At 57.0% G+C, this 18,836-nt stretch carries 18 protein-coding genes; 8 read left to right on the forward strand and 10 right to left on the reverse strand.

The features are described from left to right. Positions 1-8: 8 nt before the first annotated feature. From map to dapE, 6 genes are all read left to right on the forward strand, one after another. A complete protein-coding gene (map, locus tag AC13C0_RS02105) occupies positions 9-779 on the forward strand; it encodes a type I methionyl aminopeptidase (protein ID WP_117620065.1) in 771 nt (256 codons plus the stop codon). Continuing rightward, positions 780-3,425 (forward strand): [protein-PII] uridylyltransferase, encoded by a 2,646-nt coding sequence (locus AC13C0_RS02110; RefSeq protein ID WP_117620064.1) that lies wholly within the window; start codon positions 780-782, stop codon positions 3,423-3,425. After that, positions 3,422-4,624, forward strand: coding sequence for a succinyldiaminopimelate transaminase (dapC, locus tag AC13C0_RS02115; protein WP_117620063.1), 1,203 nt, complete (start codon positions 3,422-3,424; stop codon positions 4,622-4,624). The genes AC13C0_RS02110 and dapC overlap by 4 nt, the downstream gene beginning before the upstream one ends. Continuing rightward, positions 4,621-4,962: an ArsC family reductase gene (locus AC13C0_RS02120; RefSeq protein WP_117620062.1), complete on the forward strand. Its 342-nt coding sequence runs from the start codon at positions 4,621-4,623 to the stop codon at positions 4,960-4,962. Before dapC ends, AC13C0_RS02120 begins: the two co-directional genes overlap by 4 nt. 91 nt (positions 4,963-5,053) lie before the next feature. After that, entirely contained in the window at positions 5,054-6,082 is a 1,029-nt protein-coding gene (dapD, locus tag AC13C0_RS02125) for a 2,3,4,5-tetrahydropyridine-2,6-dicarboxylate N-succinyltransferase (RefSeq protein WP_341581605.1), read from the forward strand. Next, positions 6,069-7,205, forward strand: coding sequence for a succinyl-diaminopimelate desuccinylase (gene dapE / locus AC13C0_RS02130; RefSeq protein ID WP_341581604.1), 1,137 nt, complete (start codon positions 6,069-6,071; stop codon positions 7,203-7,205). The genes dapD and dapE overlap by 14 nt, the downstream gene beginning before the upstream one ends. Before the next feature lie 60 nt (positions 7,206-7,265). Here dapE and AC13C0_RS02135 read toward each other — a convergent pair whose 3' ends face one another. Next, entirely contained in the window at positions 7,266-7,484 is a 219-nt protein-coding gene (locus AC13C0_RS02135; protein ID WP_341581603.1) for a SlyX family protein, read from the reverse strand. A 223-nt stretch (positions 7,485-7,707) separates the two neighbouring features. Here AC13C0_RS02135 and AC13C0_RS02140 point away from each other — a divergent pair, with 223 nt between their 5' ends. Next, on the forward strand, positions 7,708-8,241 hold the full coding sequence (locus tag AC13C0_RS02140) for a cold-shock protein (protein WP_482953885.1): 534 nt from the start codon (positions 7,708-7,710) through the stop codon (positions 8,239-8,241). A 46-nt stretch (positions 8,242-8,287) separates the two neighbouring features. Here AC13C0_RS02140 and AC13C0_RS02145 read toward each other — a convergent pair whose 3' ends face one another. The 3 genes from AC13C0_RS02145 to AC13C0_RS02155 all read right to left on the reverse strand — a co-directional run bounded on the left by AC13C0_RS02145 (position 8,288) and on the right by AC13C0_RS02155 (position 10,606). Next, positions 8,288-8,662, reverse strand: a complete 375-nt coding sequence (locus AC13C0_RS02145) for a hypothetical protein (RefSeq protein ID WP_117620057.1) — start codon at positions 8,660-8,662, stop codon at positions 8,288-8,290. Continuing rightward, positions 8,634-10,058 (reverse strand): hypothetical protein, encoded by a 1,425-nt coding sequence (locus tag AC13C0_RS02150; RefSeq protein WP_482953886.1) that lies wholly within the window; start codon positions 10,056-10,058, stop codon positions 8,634-8,636. Before AC13C0_RS02150 ends, AC13C0_RS02145 begins: the two co-directional genes overlap by 29 nt. A 107-nt stretch (positions 10,059-10,165) precedes the next feature. Further along, entirely contained in the window at positions 10,166-10,606 is a 441-nt protein-coding gene (locus tag AC13C0_RS02155; RefSeq protein WP_117620055.1) for a VOC family protein, read from the reverse strand. Positions 10,607-10,681: 75 nt separating this feature from the next. On the opposite strand from AC13C0_RS02155, the gene AC13C0_RS02160 reads away from it, so the two are divergent. Then, positions 10,682-11,578 (forward strand): DUF1853 family protein, encoded by an 897-nt coding sequence (locus AC13C0_RS02160; protein WP_117620054.1) that lies wholly within the window; start codon positions 10,682-10,684, stop codon positions 11,576-11,578. Between the two features lie 7 nt (positions 11,579-11,585). Here AC13C0_RS02160 and AC13C0_RS02165 read toward each other — a convergent pair whose 3' ends face one another. The 6 genes from AC13C0_RS02165 to AC13C0_RS02190 all read right to left on the reverse strand — a co-directional run. Further along, positions 11,586-12,164 (reverse strand): ATPase, encoded by a 579-nt coding sequence (locus AC13C0_RS02165; RefSeq protein ID WP_117620053.1) that lies wholly within the window; start codon positions 12,162-12,164, stop codon positions 11,586-11,588. Beyond that, complete coding sequence (locus AC13C0_RS02170; protein ID WP_482953887.1) at positions 12,148-12,561, reverse strand: TA system antitoxin ParD family protein; 414 nt, start codon at positions 12,559-12,561, stop codon at positions 12,148-12,150. Before AC13C0_RS02170 ends, AC13C0_RS02165 begins: the two co-directional genes overlap by 17 nt. Before the next feature lie 124 nt (positions 12,562-12,685). Further along, positions 12,686-13,534, reverse strand: coding sequence for a transposase (locus tag AC13C0_RS02175; protein ID WP_117620051.1), 849 nt, complete (start codon positions 13,532-13,534; stop codon positions 12,686-12,688). Between the two features lie 174 nt (positions 13,535-13,708). Beyond that, the gene (locus AC13C0_RS02180) at positions 13,709-14,794 is read right to left on the reverse strand and encodes a hypothetical protein (protein WP_117620050.1); all 1,086 of its coding nucleotides are present in this window, start codon (positions 14,792-14,794) and stop codon (positions 13,709-13,711) included. Continuing rightward, on the reverse strand, positions 14,791-18,168 hold the full coding sequence (locus AC13C0_RS02185) for a hypothetical protein (protein ID WP_482953888.1): 3,378 nt from the start codon (positions 18,166-18,168) through the stop codon (positions 14,791-14,793). The genes AC13C0_RS02180 and AC13C0_RS02185 overlap by 4 nt, the downstream gene beginning before the upstream one ends. Then, positions 18,165-18,836 (reverse strand): bacteriophage T4 gp5 trimerisation domain-containing protein (locus tag AC13C0_RS02190; protein WP_482953889.1); only part of this gene is annotated, 672 nt, incomplete at its 5' end. The genes AC13C0_RS02185 and AC13C0_RS02190, both read right to left, overlap by 4 nt.

The following is an 18,836-nucleotide window of genomic DNA, read 5'->3' on the forward strand; positions in this document are numbered from 1 at the left end:
GAAGCCCAATGCAGGTATCGATCAAGACTCCGGAAGAAATCGAAAAGATGCGCGTCGCAGGCCGCCTGGCGGCCAATGTTCTCGAGATGATCGGTGAACACGTCAAGCCTGGCGTAACCACCGAAGAGCTCGACCGGATTTGCCACGATTACATTGTAAACGAGCAGAAGGCCATCCCGGCCCCGCTCAACTACAAGGGTTTTCCGAAATCCATCTGCACCTCGGTCAACCACGTCATCTGCCACGGCATTCCTTCCGAGCAGAAAATTCTCAAGGACGGAGACATCCTGAACATCGATGTCACCGTAATAAAGGAGGGCTACCACGGCGACACCAGCAAGATGTGGATTGTCGGCAAGCCGAAACCGGGTACCGAGCGCCTGATCCAGATAACCCAGGAGTGCCTATATAAAGGTATTGAGCTGGTAAGGCCGGGAACCCGTCTCGGTGATATCGGCAACGTTATCCAACAGCATGCCGAGAAACATCGTTACTCGGTGGTGCGTGACTACTGTGGCCATGGTATCGGCGCGGTATTCCATGAGGAACCACAAGTGATGCACTACGGAAAACCCGGCACCGGCATGGAATTACAGGAAGGCATGACCTTCACCATTGAGCCGATGATCAATCAGGGCAAATACCAGACCAAGCTGCTGCCAGACGGATGGACGGTGGTCACCAAGGACCACAAGCTGTCCGCCCAGTGGGAACACACCATCCTCGTGACCGCAGACGGCCACGAGGTTCTTACCAAGCGATCGGAAGAGTCCTTCTAAGTGGACCGAAGCGAGCTGGAATCCCGCATCAGTAAAGACCCTTCTCCGGTGAAGGCGGCCCGGGAGCTGTTGAAGGGGAGGTACAACGCCGATGCCGAGGCCTTCCGGCAGGGTGCCGATGTTCGCGCTCTTGTCCAATCCAGGGCCGGCACGGTCGATACCGTTCTCAGACTGATCTGGAACCGTTATTCCTTTTCCAGCTCACCGGATATTGCCCTGATTGCGGTAGGCGGCTACGGTCGGGGCGAGCTTCACCCCCACTCTGACATCGACCTGCTTATCCTCACCCGGAATGGCATTGAAGACAGCTGGCACGAAGACCTCGGCGCCTTCGTTACGCTGCTCTGGGACCTGAGGCTCGATATTGGCCACAGCGTTCGCAGTATCGAGGAAAGCAAAGCCGCCGCCCGCGAAGACGTCACCATCCTGACCAATCTGCTTGAGACCCGCACCATTGCGGGGCCGGATGAGCTGCGCATGGAGCTCAGCGAGCAGGTGTATTCCGATGGTGTCAGTACCGATCGCGACTATTTCATTGCCAAGCGGGAAGAGCAGCAACAACGGCACCAGAAATACGGCGATACCGAGTACAACCTGGAACCCAACGTGAAAGGCTCACCGGGCGCCCTTCGTGATATCCAGACCATCGGCTGGATTACCAAGCGGCATTTCGGCCTGCAGAATATAGCCGACCTCACCCGCTTCAGCATCCTTACCGAAGAAGAGCACCAGATCCTGTTCCAGGGTGAGACCTTCCTGTGGCAGCTGCGTTACGGCCTTCAGCTTCTGGCAGACAGAAACGAGAACCGACTCCTGTTTGATCACCAGCGGGCCCTGGCCCAGATGCTTGGCTACAAGGATGAAGGCAAACGCCTCGGTGTAGAGCTGATGATGCAGTCCTACTACCGGACCGTTCTCGCCCTCGCCGAGCTGGCCGATGTGATCCTGCAGTATTACGACGAGGCGATCCTCGGCAGCGCTTCGGAGGATGCGATCCAGCCGATCAACAAACGCTTCCAGATTCGCAACTACTATATAGAAGCCGTCAACAATCAGGTCTTTGCCTACGCGCCTTACGCCATCATGGAAATCTTCGTGCTGATGGCGCAGCATCCCGAAATCAAGGGTATCCGGGCCACCACGATTCGTTCCCTGCGAGCACACCGGCACCTGATTGATGACGCCTTCCGTTCAGACTTGGCGGTAACCACGCTGTTCATGGAGTTGTTGAGAACCCCCCACGCGCTGGACCAGACCCTGTCCGCCATGAAGAAGTACAGCGTGCTTGGCCGGTATCTGCCTGAGTTCGGCCAGATCATCGGCCAGATGCAGCACGACCTGTTCCACATTTACACGGTGGATGCCCACACCATGCGGGTGATCCGGAACATGGTCCGACTCAACGGTACAGAAGCACAGACAGAGTACCCCCTCGCCTCCCGCCTGATTCACCGGCTGCCAAAACTGGAAACCCTCTACATTGCCGGCATCTACCATGATGTGGCCAAGGGCCGTGGCGGCGACCACTCAGAACTGGGCGCCATGGATGCCGAGGCCTTCTGCAAACGGCATCACCTCAGCGAGCGGGATACCCAGTTGATTTCCTGGCTGGTAGAAAACCATCTGTTGATGTCCATGACCGCTCAGCGCAAGGACATCTCGGACCCGGACATTATCCACGGTTTTGCCAGGGCAGTGCCAAGCCAGGCACATCTGGACTACCTGTACATCCTGACCGTGTGCGACATCAGCGCCACTAACCCCAAGCTCTGGAATACCTGGCGCGCTTCCCTCCTGCGCCAGCTCTACATCGAAGCCAAGCGGGCATTGCGGCGGGGCACTGAAACGCCCATCGACCGGCAGGAGTGGGTGCGCGCCACCCAGTCCGAGGCCCGGGAGATCCTGCACGCCCAGAACATGACCGACGAGCAGATTGATGCCATCTGGGACACCGTGGACGAGGACTACTTCCTCCAGGATTCCACTGTGGATATCGCCTGGCAAACGGCCGCCATCATCCGCCATGGCGACAACCCGGACCCGTTGGTACTGATTCGCGACACCCGGGGCGGCCCCACCGACGGTTATTCCCAGATCATCATTTACATGAAGGACCGGGTGGCCCTGTTTGCCGCGACCACGGCGGTGCTGGAGCAACTCAATCTGAACATCGTAGATGCCCGGATCAGCTCCAGCGAAGGGCCCTACTCCATCAGCTCCTACGTAGTGCTGGACGAGAAAAGCCAGCCACTGGGCATTGACCCTGCCCGCAAGGAGCGCACACGCAAGCGGCTGATTGAGGAGCTGGACGACCCAGACGACTACCCGGACATCATCCACCGGCGAACACCACGGCAACTGAAACATTTCGCTTTCCCGACGGAAGTGACGTTTTCCAACGACACCATCAATCAGCGCACGGTGATGGAGGTGATCACTCCGGACCGCCCCGGCCTTCTGGCACGGATCGGCCAGGTATTGCTGGAGCACCGCGTTCGCCTTAGCAATGCCAAGATTGCCACCCTGGGTGAGCGGGTTGAAGACGTATTCTTCGTCACCGACGAGCAGGGCGAACCTATCCGGGACCCGGCCATGTGCCAGGCCCTGCAGCAAGACCTCTGTAAAATGCTGGACGACATTCAATGAATCCGAACCTGGACAGACTCCACCCCTACCCGTTTGAAAAACTGGCCAGACTCAAGGCCGGCATCACCGTGCCCGACCACCTCCGGCCGATTTCACTCGGTATTGGTGAACCCAAACATCCGTCGCCAGACTTCGTTAAGCAGATCATTGCGAACAATCTCGACAAGCTTGCCAATTACCCGACCACCCGGGGAACCGACGAACTCCGTGAAGCCATCAGCCGGTGGGCAACCCGCCGATTCAATCTGGCACCCGGCAGCCTGAGCCCGGCCCGCCATATCGTGCCGGTGAATGGAACCCGGGAGGCCATCTTCTCCCTGGTTCAGGCCGTGGTAGACGCCAGCAAACCGGCCACCGTGATAAGCCCGAATCCGTTTTACCAGGTGTACGAAGGAGCTGCCTTCCTGGCGGGCGCCACGCCCGTGTACCTGCCCTGCGACGGTTCCAACGGCTTTATTCCGGATTTTGATTCGGTGCCAGAGCCTGTCTGGCAGGACTGCCAGGTGCTGTTCCTTTGCTCGCCGGGCAATCCGAGCGGTGCGGTCATTCCCAGAGAAACACTGGCAAACGTGATTGCGCTTGCCGACAAGTATGATTTCATCGTTGCCTCAGACGAGTGCTACTCCGAGCTCTACCCGGACGAAGCCAATCCACCCGAAGGCCTGTTGCAGACCTGCGCCGCCATTGGCCGCGATGATTACGCCCGATGCGTGGTATTCCACAGCCTGTCCAAGCGCAGCAACCTGCCGGGGCTGCGGTCCGGATTTGTTGCCGGTGACGCCCGGATTCTCGAAGGCTACCTGAAGTACCGAACCTATCATGGTTGCGCGATGCCGGCCCACAACCAACTGGCCAGCATTGCCGCCTGGAACGACGAAGACCATGTGCGGGAAAACCGCGCGGCCTATCGCGCCAAGTTCGAAGCGGTTGTCCCCATCCTGCGTGAAGTGATGGACGTGGATTTCCCGGATGCCGGTTTCTATCTATGGCCGGTCACTCCGATGGATGATGAAACCTTCGCCCGGGAGCTTTCAGCACAGCAGAATGTACACGTGCTTCCGGGCCGATACCTGTCCCGGACCGCAGATGGCCATAATCCGGGCGAAAACCGGGTGCGGATGGCCCTGGTGGCGCCCCTGGAAGAATGCGTGGAAGCAGCGCGCCGGATTGCTGAATTTGTTAAGGCGAATAAGACATGAAGCTTTATGGCATAAAAAACTGCGACACCGTCAAGAAAGCCCGCAAATGGCTGGATGAGAATGGCGTTGACTACGAATTCCACGATTTCAAAAAGGACGGACTGGACGGCGAGATGCTATCCCGCTGGGAACAGGCCGTTGGCTGGGAGACCCTGCTGAACCGTCGCGGAACCACCTGGCGCAAACTCTCCGAGGAGGTTCGTGATACCATTAGCGCCCAGAGCGCCCACGAGATCATGCTGGAGAATCCTTCCATCATTAAGCGCCCCGTCGTCGAACGGGGCGGGAATGTGTCCGCGGGCTTTAATGCAGACGAATGGGCTTCATGGCTAGCCTGAATTCCAGGTCCAACCCAACGTCAAAATTTAACTCCGGGGTCAGAAGAACGCTTTCTTCTGACCCCATATTCAGAACAGGAGCAACCACCTGATGAGTTTTGCATTCGGTATCGGTATCGGCACCCAGAACAACCAGGGCGAATGGCTGGAAGTCTTCTACCAGCAGCCGGTCATGACACCTGACGACACCCTCATGGAAGTCATTCGCAATGCAATGGACTACAAGGGTGGCAACCAGGTGATCAGCGCCACTACCGAACACCTCAGCCAGCTTGCCAACGCCCTGCGCCAGGTTGGCGAGACCGACCAGGCAACCCTGGCGGAAAAAGCCGCCAACAGCAAGCGCCCGGTGGCGATCACAATCCTGGAAACCGATACCACTGCCTCAAGCACGCCCGAGGTTTACCTGAAGCTGCACCTGATCTCCCATCGCCTGGCAAAACCGCACGGTGTAAAGCTGGACGGCATTTTCGGTCTGCTGCCGAACCTGGCCTGGACCAACGAAGGCGCTATCGATCTGAACGAGCTGTCAGAGCGCCAGCTACAGGCTCGCCTGGAAGGCCGTACCCTGGAGGTGAAATCGGTAGACAAGTTCCCGCAAATGACCGACTACGTGGTGCCCAAAGGCGTGCGTATCGCCGATACCGCCCGTGTCCGTCTGGGCGCCTATGTGGGTGAAGGCACCACGGTCATGCATGAAGGCTTCATCAACTTCAATGCCGGTACCGAAGGCACCAGCATGATTGAAGGCCGCATTTCCGCCGGCGTTATGGTTGGCAAGGGCTCGGACCTGGGCGGCGGCTGCTCCACCATGGGCACTCTCTCGGGCGGTGGTAACATCATCATTGCCGTTGGCGAGAACTGCCTGATCGGTGCCAACGCCGGCATTGGTATCCCGCTGGGCGACCGTTGCAAGGTTGAAGCCGGGCTGTACATCACTGCGGGCACGAAGGTTGCCCTTCTGGACGACAACAACGAGCTGGTGGAAGTGATCAAGGCCCGGGATCTGGCCAACCAGACCGACCTGCTGTTCCGTCGTAACAGCCAGACTGGCGCGGTGGAGTGCAAAACCAACAAGTCCGCCATCGAGCTGAATGAAGAGCTGCATGCGAACAACTGATTCTCCGACACTCGATCTTGCCATCGATCTGATCAGCCGGCGATCCGTCACCCCGGACGATGCCGGCTGCCAGGAACTGATGATGTCTCGCCTGGTGCCTCTGGGCTTTGCCGGAGAAAACCTGCGTTTTGGCGATACCGATAACCTCTGGGCCCGCAAGGGCTCCGAAGGCCCGGTGCTCGCCTTTGCCGGGCATACCGACGTGGTGCCACCCGGGCCGGAGAAGAACTGGGCTCACCCGCCCTTTAATCCGGTCATCAAGGACGGTTACCTGTACGGCCGGGGCGCTGCCGATATGAAAGGCAGCCTCGCTGCGTTCATCACTGCTTGTGAGCGGTTTGTAGCGAACTACCCGGATCATCGGGGCTCGATTGCCCTGCTGATCACCAGTGACGAAGAAGGCCCCGCCCAGCACGGCACCGTGAAAGTGGTGGAAACCCTTGAAACCAGGAAAGAGAAAATCGACTGGTGCCTGATTGGCGAACCGTCCAGCACCCATGAGGTGGGCGACGTGATCAAGAACGGGCGCCGGGGCTCCCTCCATGGTTACCTGACGGTTCGAGGCGTGCAGGGCCACGTGGCTTATCCGCATAGGGCCGAGAACCCGGTCCATTCGGTCGCCCCGGCGCTGGATGCACTGGCGAACGAGTTCTGGGATAACGGCAACGATTACTTCCCGCCGACCACCTTCCAGATCACCAAAGTGGAAGCCGGCACCGGCAGTAACATCATTCCCGGAGAGTGCCTGGTGCACTTCAACTTCCGCTACTGCACCGAAAATACAGCAGAAAGCCTGGAGGAACGGGTAGTCGCGATTCTGGACCGCCACAACCTGAAGTACGACCTGCAGTGGCACCTGAGCGGGCGGCCCTTCCTGACCGACAAGGGCGCACTGGTGTCCGCCAGCCAGGATGCCATTCGTTCGGTTACCGGACGGGAAACCGAGCTTTCGACCTCAGGCGGTACGTCAGATGGCCGGTTCATTGCACCGACCGGCGCACAGGTGGTCGAACTTGGCCCCATCAACGCCACCATTCATAAAGTGGATGAGTGTGTGAAGGCCGAGGATCTGGACACGCTATCGGAGATTTACGAGCAGATTCTGATCGAGCTTCTGGCGTAAAGCGTGAACCTGGGGTCAGATGAAAATGGGGTCAGATGAAATTTTCATCTGACCCCATTTTCAGTAGTGAGGCGGAGGGGTTTCGTCCTGTTCCGATTTGATATCGGACGGGGATACATCCTTCAGCTGTTTGTGCAACAAGCGCTTAGCCTCCCACAACTCCCGAATGTCCATTTCCTGCTTCGCCACCTGCTCGCTCAGAGTGTTGATAACGTCATCCTGAAACGCCAGCCGTGTTTCCAGCTCGTCCAGTCGGGTTTCCAGATCGTTCTGGCTCATTGGGTATTGGCACTCCCCTGGGTGGATCTCTGAAGAATATGATAGATGACACTGCTTACCCCGTTGCTTGGTCAGCGCTCGGGATAATCTGGTATCATGCCGCCTTTGCCCGCCAGCGCTCCCGTTTTCCGGGGAACTGACGGTTTTCACCGGCCGGATGCCCGATTTTACCCGATATCCGGTTTTTATCGTTAGCGTTACACGAATGGAGAAATTTCACTCAATGCGTAATCCATCCAAAGCGATCCTTGTTGCTCTCCTGATCGCCATTCCCGCACCCTTGGTACTTGCCCTGTTGCTGTCGTTCACCCCCGAGCCACTTCGTCTTATTGCCGTTGGCGAATTTGTTGAAGCACTGGGAAGCACCCGTGGCATCGCTGCTTACGTTATTGCCCTCGTTCTTTTCGGCGTTGCGGGCTTCCTGGCCATTGCGCTCTCAGCCAAACAACCGGCCAGCCAGCGCAGCACTTCCCAGCCCGACAACCGCGCACCGAGCCAGAACTACGATGAGGACGAAGACGACAGCTACGACGAGAACAGCCCTGAGGGTGATGAGGAAGGTACCGTCAAGTGGTTTAACGTCAAGAAAGGCTTTGGCTTTATCGTGCGTGACAGTGGCGATGAGGTTTTCGTTCACTTCCGTGCTATCCGTGGTCGCGGCCGCCGGGTTCTCCGCCAGGGACAACTGGTTCGCTTTAATGTTGTGGAAGCCGACAAGGGGCTGCAAGCCGACAACGTTTCCATCCTGAGTGACTGAATCACGGTCCACTGAAAACAAAGAGGCAGCCCGCGGGCTGCCTCTTTCAGTTCCAGGCGACCTGTTGTTCACCCCGGTGATCCAGGCGCCACCACTTTTCTTCCTCAACCGGCTCGCCTTCTTTCCAGTCTCCCGGGCTGCAACGAATCTCGGTATCCATGGCCCGCCAGGCACTGCGGGCGCAGTCCAGATCGCTGCTCCAGGGCAGACGCTCACCCTCAATGACCAGTGACGTAAAGCGCTTTCCAAAAGCCCCCGGATACAGGGCTATCCGAAGCGACTCGCCTTCATAACGGGCCAAACCCTTGACCACGCCTGTAACCTCACTGTCGTCCAGTTTCAATTCGTCGACGTGGCTCTCGAGCCATCCCGAAACCGCACCCGCTTCCAGATCACGAATATAAATTTCCAGGTCCTGCACCCGCTGAATCTCCATCCTGCTGCTCACAATGCAGCACATAGTGAACCGGCCCGCGCCGCGCTGCAACCCAGCGCTCCAGTTCCTGCCGCAAATCCTCGATGCTGAGCTGACGCACCGTTCCCGCCGCCTTGCGCTCATGCCAGACCACCTCGGCAGCCGCACGCTGGAGCTGGATTTCGCCCAGCGAGGTCTCAATCTCTTCGACCGGTTCTTTCCGCGCCAGCGCCACCAGAGACTGACGCCGCAGGGTGTCTGCCTGCCCCGCGAGAGCCAATGCATCTGTCGGCCCCCTACGGGCAAATAGACTCAGCCGGGCGGCGGCCCGCTCCAGCCACTGCAGCATTCCACCCGGGGTGCTGACACACCGGCTGCGCCTGGAAGAGACAAAACGGATCACCGCCCCCGGAACCTGCACGTTCCACTGTTTCTCGATGGCCGCCTGATGGGCGATCAGAATCGCCTGGCGCTGAACCGTGCTTGAAACCGGCATATCATAGGTGTCCAGAGTTCGACCCAGGCGGTGTTGCAGTGGTGCTGCTGCGTTGCTACCGCCCGGCTCGTCAGGCCCCAACAGGAGTATTGGCCCCTCCCATTGCAGCACCAGCGCTGACGCCAGACCATCGGGCAGATTCATCAGAGCAACCAGATCGGAGGGAGAAATGTTGTCGAGCACGAGAACCGGCCAGCGAGAGTGATCGCCCGGAGAATGCCCAATGCCTCCTCGCTCCGGAAGGACCGGCAAATCACTGGCCATGATCTCCGCTTCGCGCCTCAGGTCCAGCTCGACATAATCCTGTTCCAGCGCTGACAGAAGCACCTGCAGCCAGGCAGTTTTGCCGGAACCACGCTCGCCACGCACCCAAACTATAGCTGAGGGCGAGGCTTCCAGACTGACCGCCACATCTTCAGCAAGCTCAATCCACGCGGAATCCGTAACCACCACTGGCGCTCTCTGGAGTTCATCAATGGGTGGAGGGTCCCGATCCTCAGTCTGGTCTGGCCAGCGGGCGACCAGCTCAAGGACTGCCACATAAGCCTTTTCCTGCAGCCGCTCGGCGTGGCGAACCAGGGCTTCCAGCAACTGCGCCCACCCCAGCCAGGGTGACTCGCGGGCCTCCCTGGCCGCTGCAAACCAGTACATGAGTTGGGAAGATAACAGGCCCTCGCCACCGACTTCGGTCACGATGGGTTGCTCACACTGAATGGTGCGGGTGAGTTCGTCCATATCCACCCCACAGCCCCGCAGAAAGCGGGTTATTGCCGGGCCCGAATCCAGAAGGGCGAGCAGGTAATCTTCAATCGTAATCACTGAGCCACCACGGCGTTCAACGCTGTCCCGGGCTCGCAATAATGCCGTCTGGCACTGGGGATCCAGGCACCCTTGCCAATCTTCCATCAAACACCTCCCTGTTCTGTATGCATCATCCTGATGCAAAAGCTGTTTTGCGGAGTGCTATCATAACACTTTCGGGCGGTTGGCGGCCCGTACCAGGATCTCACCCTTTACCAGATACCGGTGTTTTCCATGCTGGCCCAGGGCTCTTTCGGCGGCAACGCCTCACCTTTTTGCAGCAATTCGATAGAAATGTTGTCCGGCGTGCGGATAAAGGCCATGTAACCATCCCGCGGCGGCCGGTTAATAGTGACGCCATTGGCCTTCAGGTGCTCGCAAAGTGCGTAAATGTTATCAACACGATAAGCGAGGTGACCGAAGTTCCGCCCGCCGGTGTACTCCTCCGGATCCCAGTTGTAGGTGAGCTCGATCATTGGCGCCTTGTCCTCAAGGGCACGGGCCTCGTCTTCAGGAGCTGCCAGGAACACTAGGGTAAATCGGCCCTTATCGCTGCTTTTCCGATTGATTTCAACCATCCCCAGCAGATCGCAGAAGAAATGAAGAGTCTCGTCCAGGTTACTCACCCGGATCATGGTGTGCAGATATTGCATGGCGCCTCCTTCGGAACAGGATTAATCGCAAATTCATCATCTTACTATGGGGACATTTTACGGTATTCTGGCCCCATGGATGCAAAAACAGCGGACAACCACCTCTCGGAGCTGAATACACCGGCAATCCGACATCTCGCTTGGCTGTGCCGGGCGCCTCAGCTGTTACACTCGCCACTGACCTTTGAGCCAGCCCGATACCTCTCCGGAGCTTTGGACAGCACATTCTGGGCATGGGACAGCAACCCCGGTGCGGCTCCGGCGCTACTGAGAGAAGCGCCCCTGAAGCGACTGGGCTTTTATTTCGAGCGACTTTACCGGGTATTGCTGGAAGACCTGCTTGGCTGGGACATTATTCTGCAGAACCGGCAGATACAGTCGAACGGGCGAACCATTGGCGAGCTGGATTTTGTGGTGCACAATCGGACCGATGACCGGATAGAGCACCACGAAATTGCCATCAAGTATTACCTGGGTGTGCCCGAGCCGAATGGGAAGACCCTGTGGTACGGCCCTAACGCCAGGGACCGACTTGACCTGAAAACCGACCGGATGCTGCACCAGCAAAGCCAGCGGACCCAGTTGCCGGAGGCCCGAACCTTACTGGATGAGGTCGGGATTACGAGGCCGGTGACGCCCAGAATTTTTATGCCGGGATACCTGTTTTATCCTACCGCACAAGAAGCTATCGCTCCCGACTATGTACCCGCCAATCACCTGCACGGGCAATGGTGCTATCTTTCGCAGGTGACGTCATCGAACATTCCCGGTTGGGTGGTACTGAACAAACCCCACTGGATTGGGCGCTGGCGCCAGAGTAAGGCGCCCGAAACGGAAGATGTATTGGCTGCGCTGAACATAATCGAGCGCCACGCCATGCCTCTGTTGTTCGCCAACCTCGAGAAAGATTCAACCACCGGACTCTGGCAGGAAACCGACCGGTTATTCGTGGTGCCGGACACTTGGCCCTAGTGGTCAATCAGGTATCGATCAGATCCTTTGCCCACTGAGGCAAGACTTCCTGACAAGAACGCCACTGCCCCGCCTGCCAGACCGCGACGCGCAAGTAGGGTTGATCAAGGCTGGTGTTATCGACCAGGTGCAGTTCATCCGCCAAGCCTATGCATTGGCGAAGATTCGCCAGGGCTCTTGGAATTCGCGCCTCTATCTTGGTCTCCGGTACATTGTGCCCTCCGGATTTTACGCGGGAGGCCACCCGGGCCTTATTCAATGATGCCAGTTCCAGGTGGAAATAGAACAGCCGAATGCGAAACCCCGCCGCTTTGGCAGCGCCCACGAAGTCCACCTTCGACGGATGGGAGAAGACGGTCTCGAAGCAGAAACCCTGACGTTCCTCAAGCAGTCGAAACCGTTCCCGTTCTGCGATCAGCGCCGCCTCATAACTGTGTTTCTCGGGCGCATCCGGCCAAACGCTGCGGGCAATGTTATCGGCATTCACCAAAGGGATCTTCCGGCGGGCCAGAAAACGCTCATAGAAGGTTGTCTTGCCGGCACCGTTACCGCCAACCAGCAGCCAGAGCTCAGGCCGCGTTGTCACGGTCACTCAGTGCCTCAAAACGCCCGTTGCGAAACTGCCCGACTTCCCGGGAGCCATCCGGATAAATGGCCTCCAGATACCCGGGCTTGTCGCCAGAGGCCTGATATACCGTGCGCCCCCGGGCAATGGACCGACTCAATTCGCCACTTTCACGGGCCTGATCCACCTCCGCCCAAAGGTCATCACTGGAAACCGACTCAGCCACCACCGGCTCAACCCTCACCTGGCGAATACCCTGGATGATGGCAATCAGATCCTCGGCACTCACCTCACCGGCAACGGCGCGCCCTATCTCGGCCCAGTACTCAATCTGCTTGGGCGTTGAACGCCGATGAACCGCGCCCTCGGCTGCGGCGTGGCGGACCAGGGTGTCGTCGAGACGGACAGCGGTTGTCATGATGGCCTCCTGAGGTATGACTTGGTGCTTGTTACAGGTTACCACGGGTGTTGCGAGTTGCAACACCTGAGACTTGCTTCTTCGACCAGGTCTGGACATGGGGTCAGGTCTAGTGGACATGGGGTCAGGTCTTGCCTTTGCGCTCTTTTACTATCCGACCAATGCGCGAATAACTCAGCCCTAAGTAATCTCCAATTTCCTTCAGCGTATACCCACCGCTGGCATAGGCTTTCGCGATAGCGGCATTACGATCTTCAGTTTTGCAAAAATATGCTTCCAGGGACAACGGCTCAGGGCGGCGCTGAGCTGCGGGGACTTCGCTCAAACGGTCCGGCTCGTCAAGGTGTTCCAGCATGCGTTCACGAAACTGGTGGTTACTTCCCAGGTAAATCTGCCCTTTAAGGTCATCCCAGGGTGAACTTTTGGGACAGGCATTACTGACGAAGTCGACGTAAGCCTGCTGTGCCTGACTTCTGGTTGTTCCGAATACCGAAAGCAACCAATCTGTAGTCAGGTGGTCCAACGGAGGAACCTCACCGGCAGTGGCCCGGTAACTGCTCCACGGCCACTCAGGTGGGAATGAAACCATTTCGGCCCTGACGGGGTTCAGAACAATGTAACGGGCAAGTTCCCGCAAATAGGTTTCCTTCTCAACCAAAATGGCCTTGTATCGCCCCTGAAAAACGTGCCCCACCCGACCATGGGCCCTGTTGAAATACTGAGTGTACAGGCCGTTGAGCTGGCGCATGCCTTTGGAAAGGTTCGCCTCAGGGGTTTCGATCAAGAGGTGGTAGTGGTTCCCCATCAGACAATAGGCATGGCAAAGCCAGTTATACCTTTCGCAGGTGCTCCCCAGAATATCGAGGTAACTTTCCCGGTCATCGGGTGTCTCGTTGATGGCTTCCTGTCGATTGCCTCGGGAGGTGACGTGGTAGAGCGCGCCTTCAAATTCCAGGCGTAGTGGTCTGGCCATTCCTTGGCTCCCTGTCGGTTACGAGTTGGGAGAGTTCCTTTCTCTCAAGATCAAAGAGCAAGACCTGACCCCTGATCTGTGTGCCCCCTGATCCATGACCCTGATCTGGCCTGTTACAGGTTACCACGGTTGTTGCGTGTTGCAACAATTGAGACTTGCTTCTTCGATCAGGCCTTAAATTGGTGATGCGCCAGCCGGGCGTTGTTTCCGATATTCCTCCATCGATATCTTGCCCAGTTGCGGAGTAAGCTTGCAGAATCGGGTTCCCCAGGGGTATTCATTCTGATGTCTATAAACTTCTGCCCAGCCCTCACCGTCCTTCCAGGATTCCAGGTCAAGGTCTCGCCAGTACCGGGGATTGCGTCCTGTCCTCCTGTCGTGTTCTGCCGTTACCGGGTCCAGGTGACGGAAAGGTTCGAGGCGAGGGGTATCAGGTAGCGGCTGACTCACATCCATGTAACGCTGCAGCATATCCCAGGTAGCCAGTACTTCATTCTTGTTTGACTCAATGGTGCTAAAGGCCGTTTTGTTGAAGGTTTTCTGGGTATAGCGGTGCACCAACATTAACCGGTAAAAGACGCCACTTTCCTGGATAACCCGGTCCACATAGGCATCGAATTCCACAAAGGGAACTTCGAAAAAGCGTTTTCGTCCCAAAGCAATCCGGACCTGGCCGGTGACTCGGTTGAATTCACTGCAGCCGTCCTCCATTGTCTCGTTTAACCGTTTGTTGAGTGTCTTTTCGAATGGTTTGAGAAGGAAGCCTAGGCCGGTGCTCATGATCCAGTTGGTGGTGACGGGGGTCACCCAGATCGCAAATGCAAACCAACTTAATGTCAGAAGAAAGGCTGTTGCAATCGCGATGATAGCAATGGCATCAGACAGGTTAGGTTGTTCGAGGAACTCTACAACCCCCCAGCAAACCATTCCCACTCCGCTCAGCCACAGAAAAATTATCCAAGTAAGAGGTATGATTAAGATCAAGAACTTAAGCCCCAGCTTCCCGTTCAAAAACCGTATCCGCTGATGATCCCACCACCAATCCTCATCCCGGAATTCCGGATCGCTCTTTTCGCAGTCCTGAAGTGCCTCAACATCCTGAATCGTGCCAAGGTAAGGAACGGCCCCCGCATAGCTGCCAAAAGGCTGCAACTCTTCGCCAATGCGGGTGCGTTTAGTCGGGGCCTCGGGCAAGGGGCCAATGGCCGATGCCCGGAAGGCTGTGTCCATGAACACGGATTGTTCGTGTTCGCTGTTCATGTGCTGACCTCGGTGAAGTACCAGTAAGGGGATTGAGGCTGGGAATAGGGGTTCAGGACCGACCGAACTTTGGAAGGTGGTTGACTATGCTGTGTAACATCGAACGGCTCGTAGTCTTCGAGCACCGGGGCGGGGAACACCAGCGGTCCCAGTTCGGTATCCAGGGTGGCCTGAAGCCCAACTCGGACCTGAGTCGTTACAGTCTCCTCGTAAAACAAACCCTGATAACTGCTGTCCTGGATTTCACGCCGCACAAGGAATCGAACCGCTGACTGGTTGGGCAGGGACTGCCGGGCGGTGACCTTGGTCAGCGGTGTGACCTTAAGCATCTGGGTATCACTTACCGAATCTGTCGAGCCGGGAGCGACAGCTGTAGCTGTCGAGGACTGGTAGGCTACCTCCTGGACTACCAAACGGAATGGGCTGTCAGTTAGGCCGCCACCACCCTTTCGGTATATCCTCAAGCGACTAACGAGCGGGAACTGGAGCGTAATCACGTAATCATCCGCTTTCGGCGGATAGTCAGGGTGGGCGAGCGCAGGGTCTTGCTCCACCTCCTCATACCGCTGGGCCGTCACCTGAACAGGCGACAAAAGGGCCAGCAACTGGCTGTAGTAGGCTTGATCATCCCGCCCCGGCAACGCTCCATCAGGGTAAGTGCCCCAAGGGCCACGTTTGAGCAGTTTTTCAAAGGCATCATCGGTGGCAGCCCCCGCATACAGCCCGCCACCAACCGTCATCACTAAACCAAAAATAGCCCAGCCCCAACCTGGTATTGCCAGCAAGCCATGCATAAGGGGAGACGACAAAACAACCAAGCTTCCGGTCATGGCGATTGCATGCCCTGTCGCGGTATCGAAGTCCTTATTGGTCATGCTGATTCGCATGTCCCAATAGCTCAGGCCAGCTCCGACCCCGCCAGCGACGAATGTTGCCAGGCCCGCGACACGGACCAGCGTAGAGGCTCCACTACGTTTCAGCAAGCTCCCAATAAATGTCCAGTTTTTCATATCAAACAGAGGTCGGACCGCGATCTGATGTACTCTTGCAGTAGCCCCAGTCGCAGCGGAGGATCTGCCCAACACTTCGCTGAGTTTGAGTGATGCAGCAAGTAGCTCACTCCCCGCACCAGCCAAGAGCTTCGTAACTGCTAGAGGTACATTTCCCTGATCAGATTTTACTGCTTTTCGAAGTGACTGAGCTTCCAAAAAAACATTAAAAGCAGCCAATACCACCAACCCATGAGACACCGCCGGACCATCCACTACCTGCCCAACCTGCTTGGCATAATCCACCTTAAGCAAACTCAGTTTATGGGCTTCAGGGTGCCCCGCTGGAGCAGAAAAAACAAAGGCCGAGCCGGCGACCTTTTTAATGGCCTCATCCAATGCTTCTGCGGCACGCCCGGGACTGGTCGAAGCCATCCGGTTGCCTGTCTCATCTAACAGATCCGCGTACAGGTAATCCTTGCTCCGTGTAAGCAAGCCCTCCGTTCGGTCGAAATCCGTAAGGCCACGTTTGAGACCATGACCAGATACTCCCACGATAATTCGTTGCTCCATAGCCCCGGTCCGCCCCATCACATCGATGCCCCTGAGCGTCGGGTCAGCCAGCACAAGATTCGAACTGACTCTCTGCATAATCCGCTGTATTTCGAGGGACTGAATCACGTCTTCTTCGACAAGGCGTTTGCATACTGTCAGTATCGAAGTGCTCCATTCGTTAAGGGCACCAGAAATCATGCCTCCTACCTTGCCTGCGTTAGCAACCCCCTTGATCGCACTGCTATTGCCTGCATCGTTTTCTCTGACCTGCTTCTCAAGGTGCACCAAAGACTGAACATTCAGTCGATTTAACAACGCTTCATCAATCTCAGCCTGCTGCTGGGCAAGTTGTCGCAAGCGCTCAAATGGGGATATTGCAGAAGAATCGCTCTCATGCTCTTTCGTTGATTCGTCTGCTGCCGGAGCCCACTTTTCCAGGAAATCGCCAGCAACTATCCATTGCCGTAAACCGGTGAACACGTGATTGCGGCTTGCCACACCCTGTGCTTTAAGGACCCCCGGAATCTGCTGCAGGATGTTCAGCTTGTCAGCAATCAGCAAGTAAGCTTCACAGATCGCAACATCCCTGCATTCACGGTAGTCGTCGAAGACCGGGTCGAGCTTTCTTCCTTTTATCATGTCCAGAAGCCCGTCAACGTGTCTTTCAATTATGCGGATAGCATGATTTTTTTCCGCAGTGTGCAACACATTATCCAACTTCTCCCGGTCTATAGCTTTTGCGTAATTGGCCAGGGCACTGGGACTTCCATTTGGCAAAGGATCAAACACGGCTTGCCTAATCAGCATGGCTGAGTGAGCCATAGGGTTTTTCTGAATCGACACATCCACCGCATCCAGATAATGCAATGCCAACTGCAACTGGGCGAGGCTGTGACGCAATCTGAACAGTGGATCCGGCAGCGCCACACAGGCCAGGCCTCTCTGGCCTCGCAAGTCGGCCAGCATGTCGTTCCCAGGATCGCATTGGATACCCAGTCCAACTGACTCGTCACCCTCTTCCTGGTTGTCTTTCAGCCGTTTAGCGAGTTTTGAACAGAGCTCTGAATCTGAGGGTTGTTCAAAGGTTGGCAAGAAATCCCGGGGGTTCTCCAGCATCAGCTCAACGCCAAGATCCCGAGCTCGCAATTCGGGCACATCCTCAATTCGAGAAGCCGGGAATCCGGTCCTAAAGCTCAGCGAGTCCACCGTGGTAACGGCCCATGCGTGCCCTACACCAGTTGTACGGGCAGTCCGTGTGCGCTCATCTTCTTCCAACGCCTGGATGTAACTCCAGTCCCACTGAACTTCGCTGTAAGCCATTCGGAAATCGTGCAAAACCGCCTGACTCTCCAGAAATACCGGTAGTAGTACATCATCCAACCACTCGCCCTCTGCGGGGCGCTCTATCCTTAAACTGCTGTTTAGATCGTTGATCGATTCCCGAGCGTTGGCCAGGTCAACATCACTTAGTCTGGAATCCGGACCGATCTGCAGCTCACGCCATAACCTATCGCGACAAAAAACATAAAGGAAACCGGGCCGAAGCATCGCAACTGCCTTTCCCTGATTGACGGGCGCACCATAACCGACAGTAACGGGTAGCGTGCTCTCGACCTCTGCAAGAGGCTTCACACGTAGCAGAGTGTTCTCCTGATGATCTTCCCGCTCGACATTCGACCGCGCGTTCTTGATGAGCGGAATGGCGATTTGGCCTCCCTTACGCTTTGGAATCGTGAGGACGAGATCGTGCGGGTTGGTTTCATCGTATTCGGCTTTGCGACACACGGAGCGCTCTTTACACTCATCTGAAAACGCCACAGTATCAGTCATTCGTTGTCCTCCTTTGACACCCCTTTCCAGGCCTCCACGGTGTCCCTGTCGAGTTTGCCGCCGATAACATCGACAATCAGCTTTCGCTCGCTGCCAGGCAACTCCTGTAGAGGGGCGTCGGCTGAAGAACCATTTTGGCGAGTGCTGACATTCGCAAGCCTCACTTCAGACGCCGCTACTGGTTTGTCTTTTTCCAGAATCTGCGGAAACTGAGTATTCTGAGGAAAAGTGCCAGTACCACCCCCCGGACTCCCCCCAGAATTGATCCCCACCCCCGGCCCCGCCAGCGTCACGCCACTCGGATCCAGCTTGAGCAAACTGCCACCCGCCGAAATAGTGAGCTCTGCTCCGGCGTCCAGCACCACTTTGGCGCCGGCCTTGTGGTGTACTTCAGTACCGGCTTCGCTGAGGGTGCCCTTGCCGGATTTCTGGTGGAAGGTGCCGCCGATGTTCTGAGGGCAATCGCCGCCCACGGATTCGCGCTTTTCTCCGTCGACAGTGCAGTGTTCATTGGCTTTTGTGTGGCTGAAGCGGTTGTTCTCGACGGTGAGGTGGCTATCGTTCCGGATCACCTCGGTCCGGTTGTTCTCGGTAAGCAAGTCCAGGTCTTTCTGGGCGTGGAGGTAGATCTGCTCCTGGTCGGCTTCGTCTTCAAACCTCAGTTCGTT

This window comes from Marinobacter sp. B-21 (assembly GCF_056857895.1).

What these genes read in the sequence shown, in the direction of transcription:
- map (WP_117620065.1), top strand. Translation starts at nt 9, where the DNA reads ATGCAGGTATCGATCAAGACTCCGGAAGAAATCGAAAAGATGCGCGTC.
- dapC (WP_117620063.1), top strand. Translation starts at nt 3,422, where the DNA reads ATGAATCCGAACCTGGACAGACTCCACCCCTACCCGTTTGAAAAACTG.
- AC13C0_RS02120 (WP_117620062.1), top strand. Translation starts at nt 4,621, where the DNA reads ATGAAGCTTTATGGCATAAAAAACTGCGACACCGTCAAGAAAGCCCGC.
- dapD (WP_341581605.1), top strand. Translation starts at nt 5,054, where the DNA reads ATGAGTTTTGCATTCGGTATCGGTATCGGCACCCAGAACAACCAGGGC.
- dapE (WP_341581604.1), top strand. Translation starts at nt 6,069, where the DNA reads ATGCGAACAACTGATTCTCCGACACTCGATCTTGCCATCGATCTGATC.
- AC13C0_RS02135 (WP_341581603.1), bottom strand. Translation starts at nt 7,484, where the DNA reads ATGAGCCAGAACGATCTGGAAACCCGACTGGACGAGCTGGAAACACGG.
- AC13C0_RS02140 (WP_482953885.1), top strand. Translation starts at nt 7,708, where the DNA reads ATGCGTAATCCATCCAAAGCGATCCTTGTTGCTCTCCTGATCGCCATT.
- AC13C0_RS02150 (WP_482953886.1), bottom strand. Translation starts at nt 10,058, where the DNA reads ATGGAAGATTGGCAAGGGTGCCTGGATCCCCAGTGCCAGACGGCATTA.
- AC13C0_RS02155 (WP_117620055.1), bottom strand. Translation starts at nt 10,606, where the DNA reads ATGCAATATCTGCACACCATGATCCGGGTGAGTAACCTGGACGAGACT.
- AC13C0_RS02160 (WP_117620054.1), top strand. Translation starts at nt 10,682, where the DNA reads ATGGATGCAAAAACAGCGGACAACCACCTCTCGGAGCTGAATACACCG.
- AC13C0_RS02170 (WP_482953887.1), bottom strand. Translation starts at nt 12,561, where the DNA reads ATGACAACCGCTGTCCGTCTCGACGACACCCTGGTCCGCCACGCCGCA.
- AC13C0_RS02175 (WP_117620051.1), bottom strand. Translation starts at nt 13,534, where the DNA reads ATGGCCAGACCACTACGCCTGGAATTTGAAGGCGCGCTCTACCACGTC.
- AC13C0_RS02180 (WP_117620050.1), bottom strand. Translation starts at nt 14,794, where the DNA reads ATGAACAGCGAACACGAACAATCCGTGTTCATGGACACAGCCTTCCGG.
- AC13C0_RS02185 (WP_482953888.1), bottom strand. Translation starts at nt 18,168, where the DNA reads ATGACTGATACTGTGGCGTTTTCAGATGAGTGTAAAGAGCGCTCCGTG.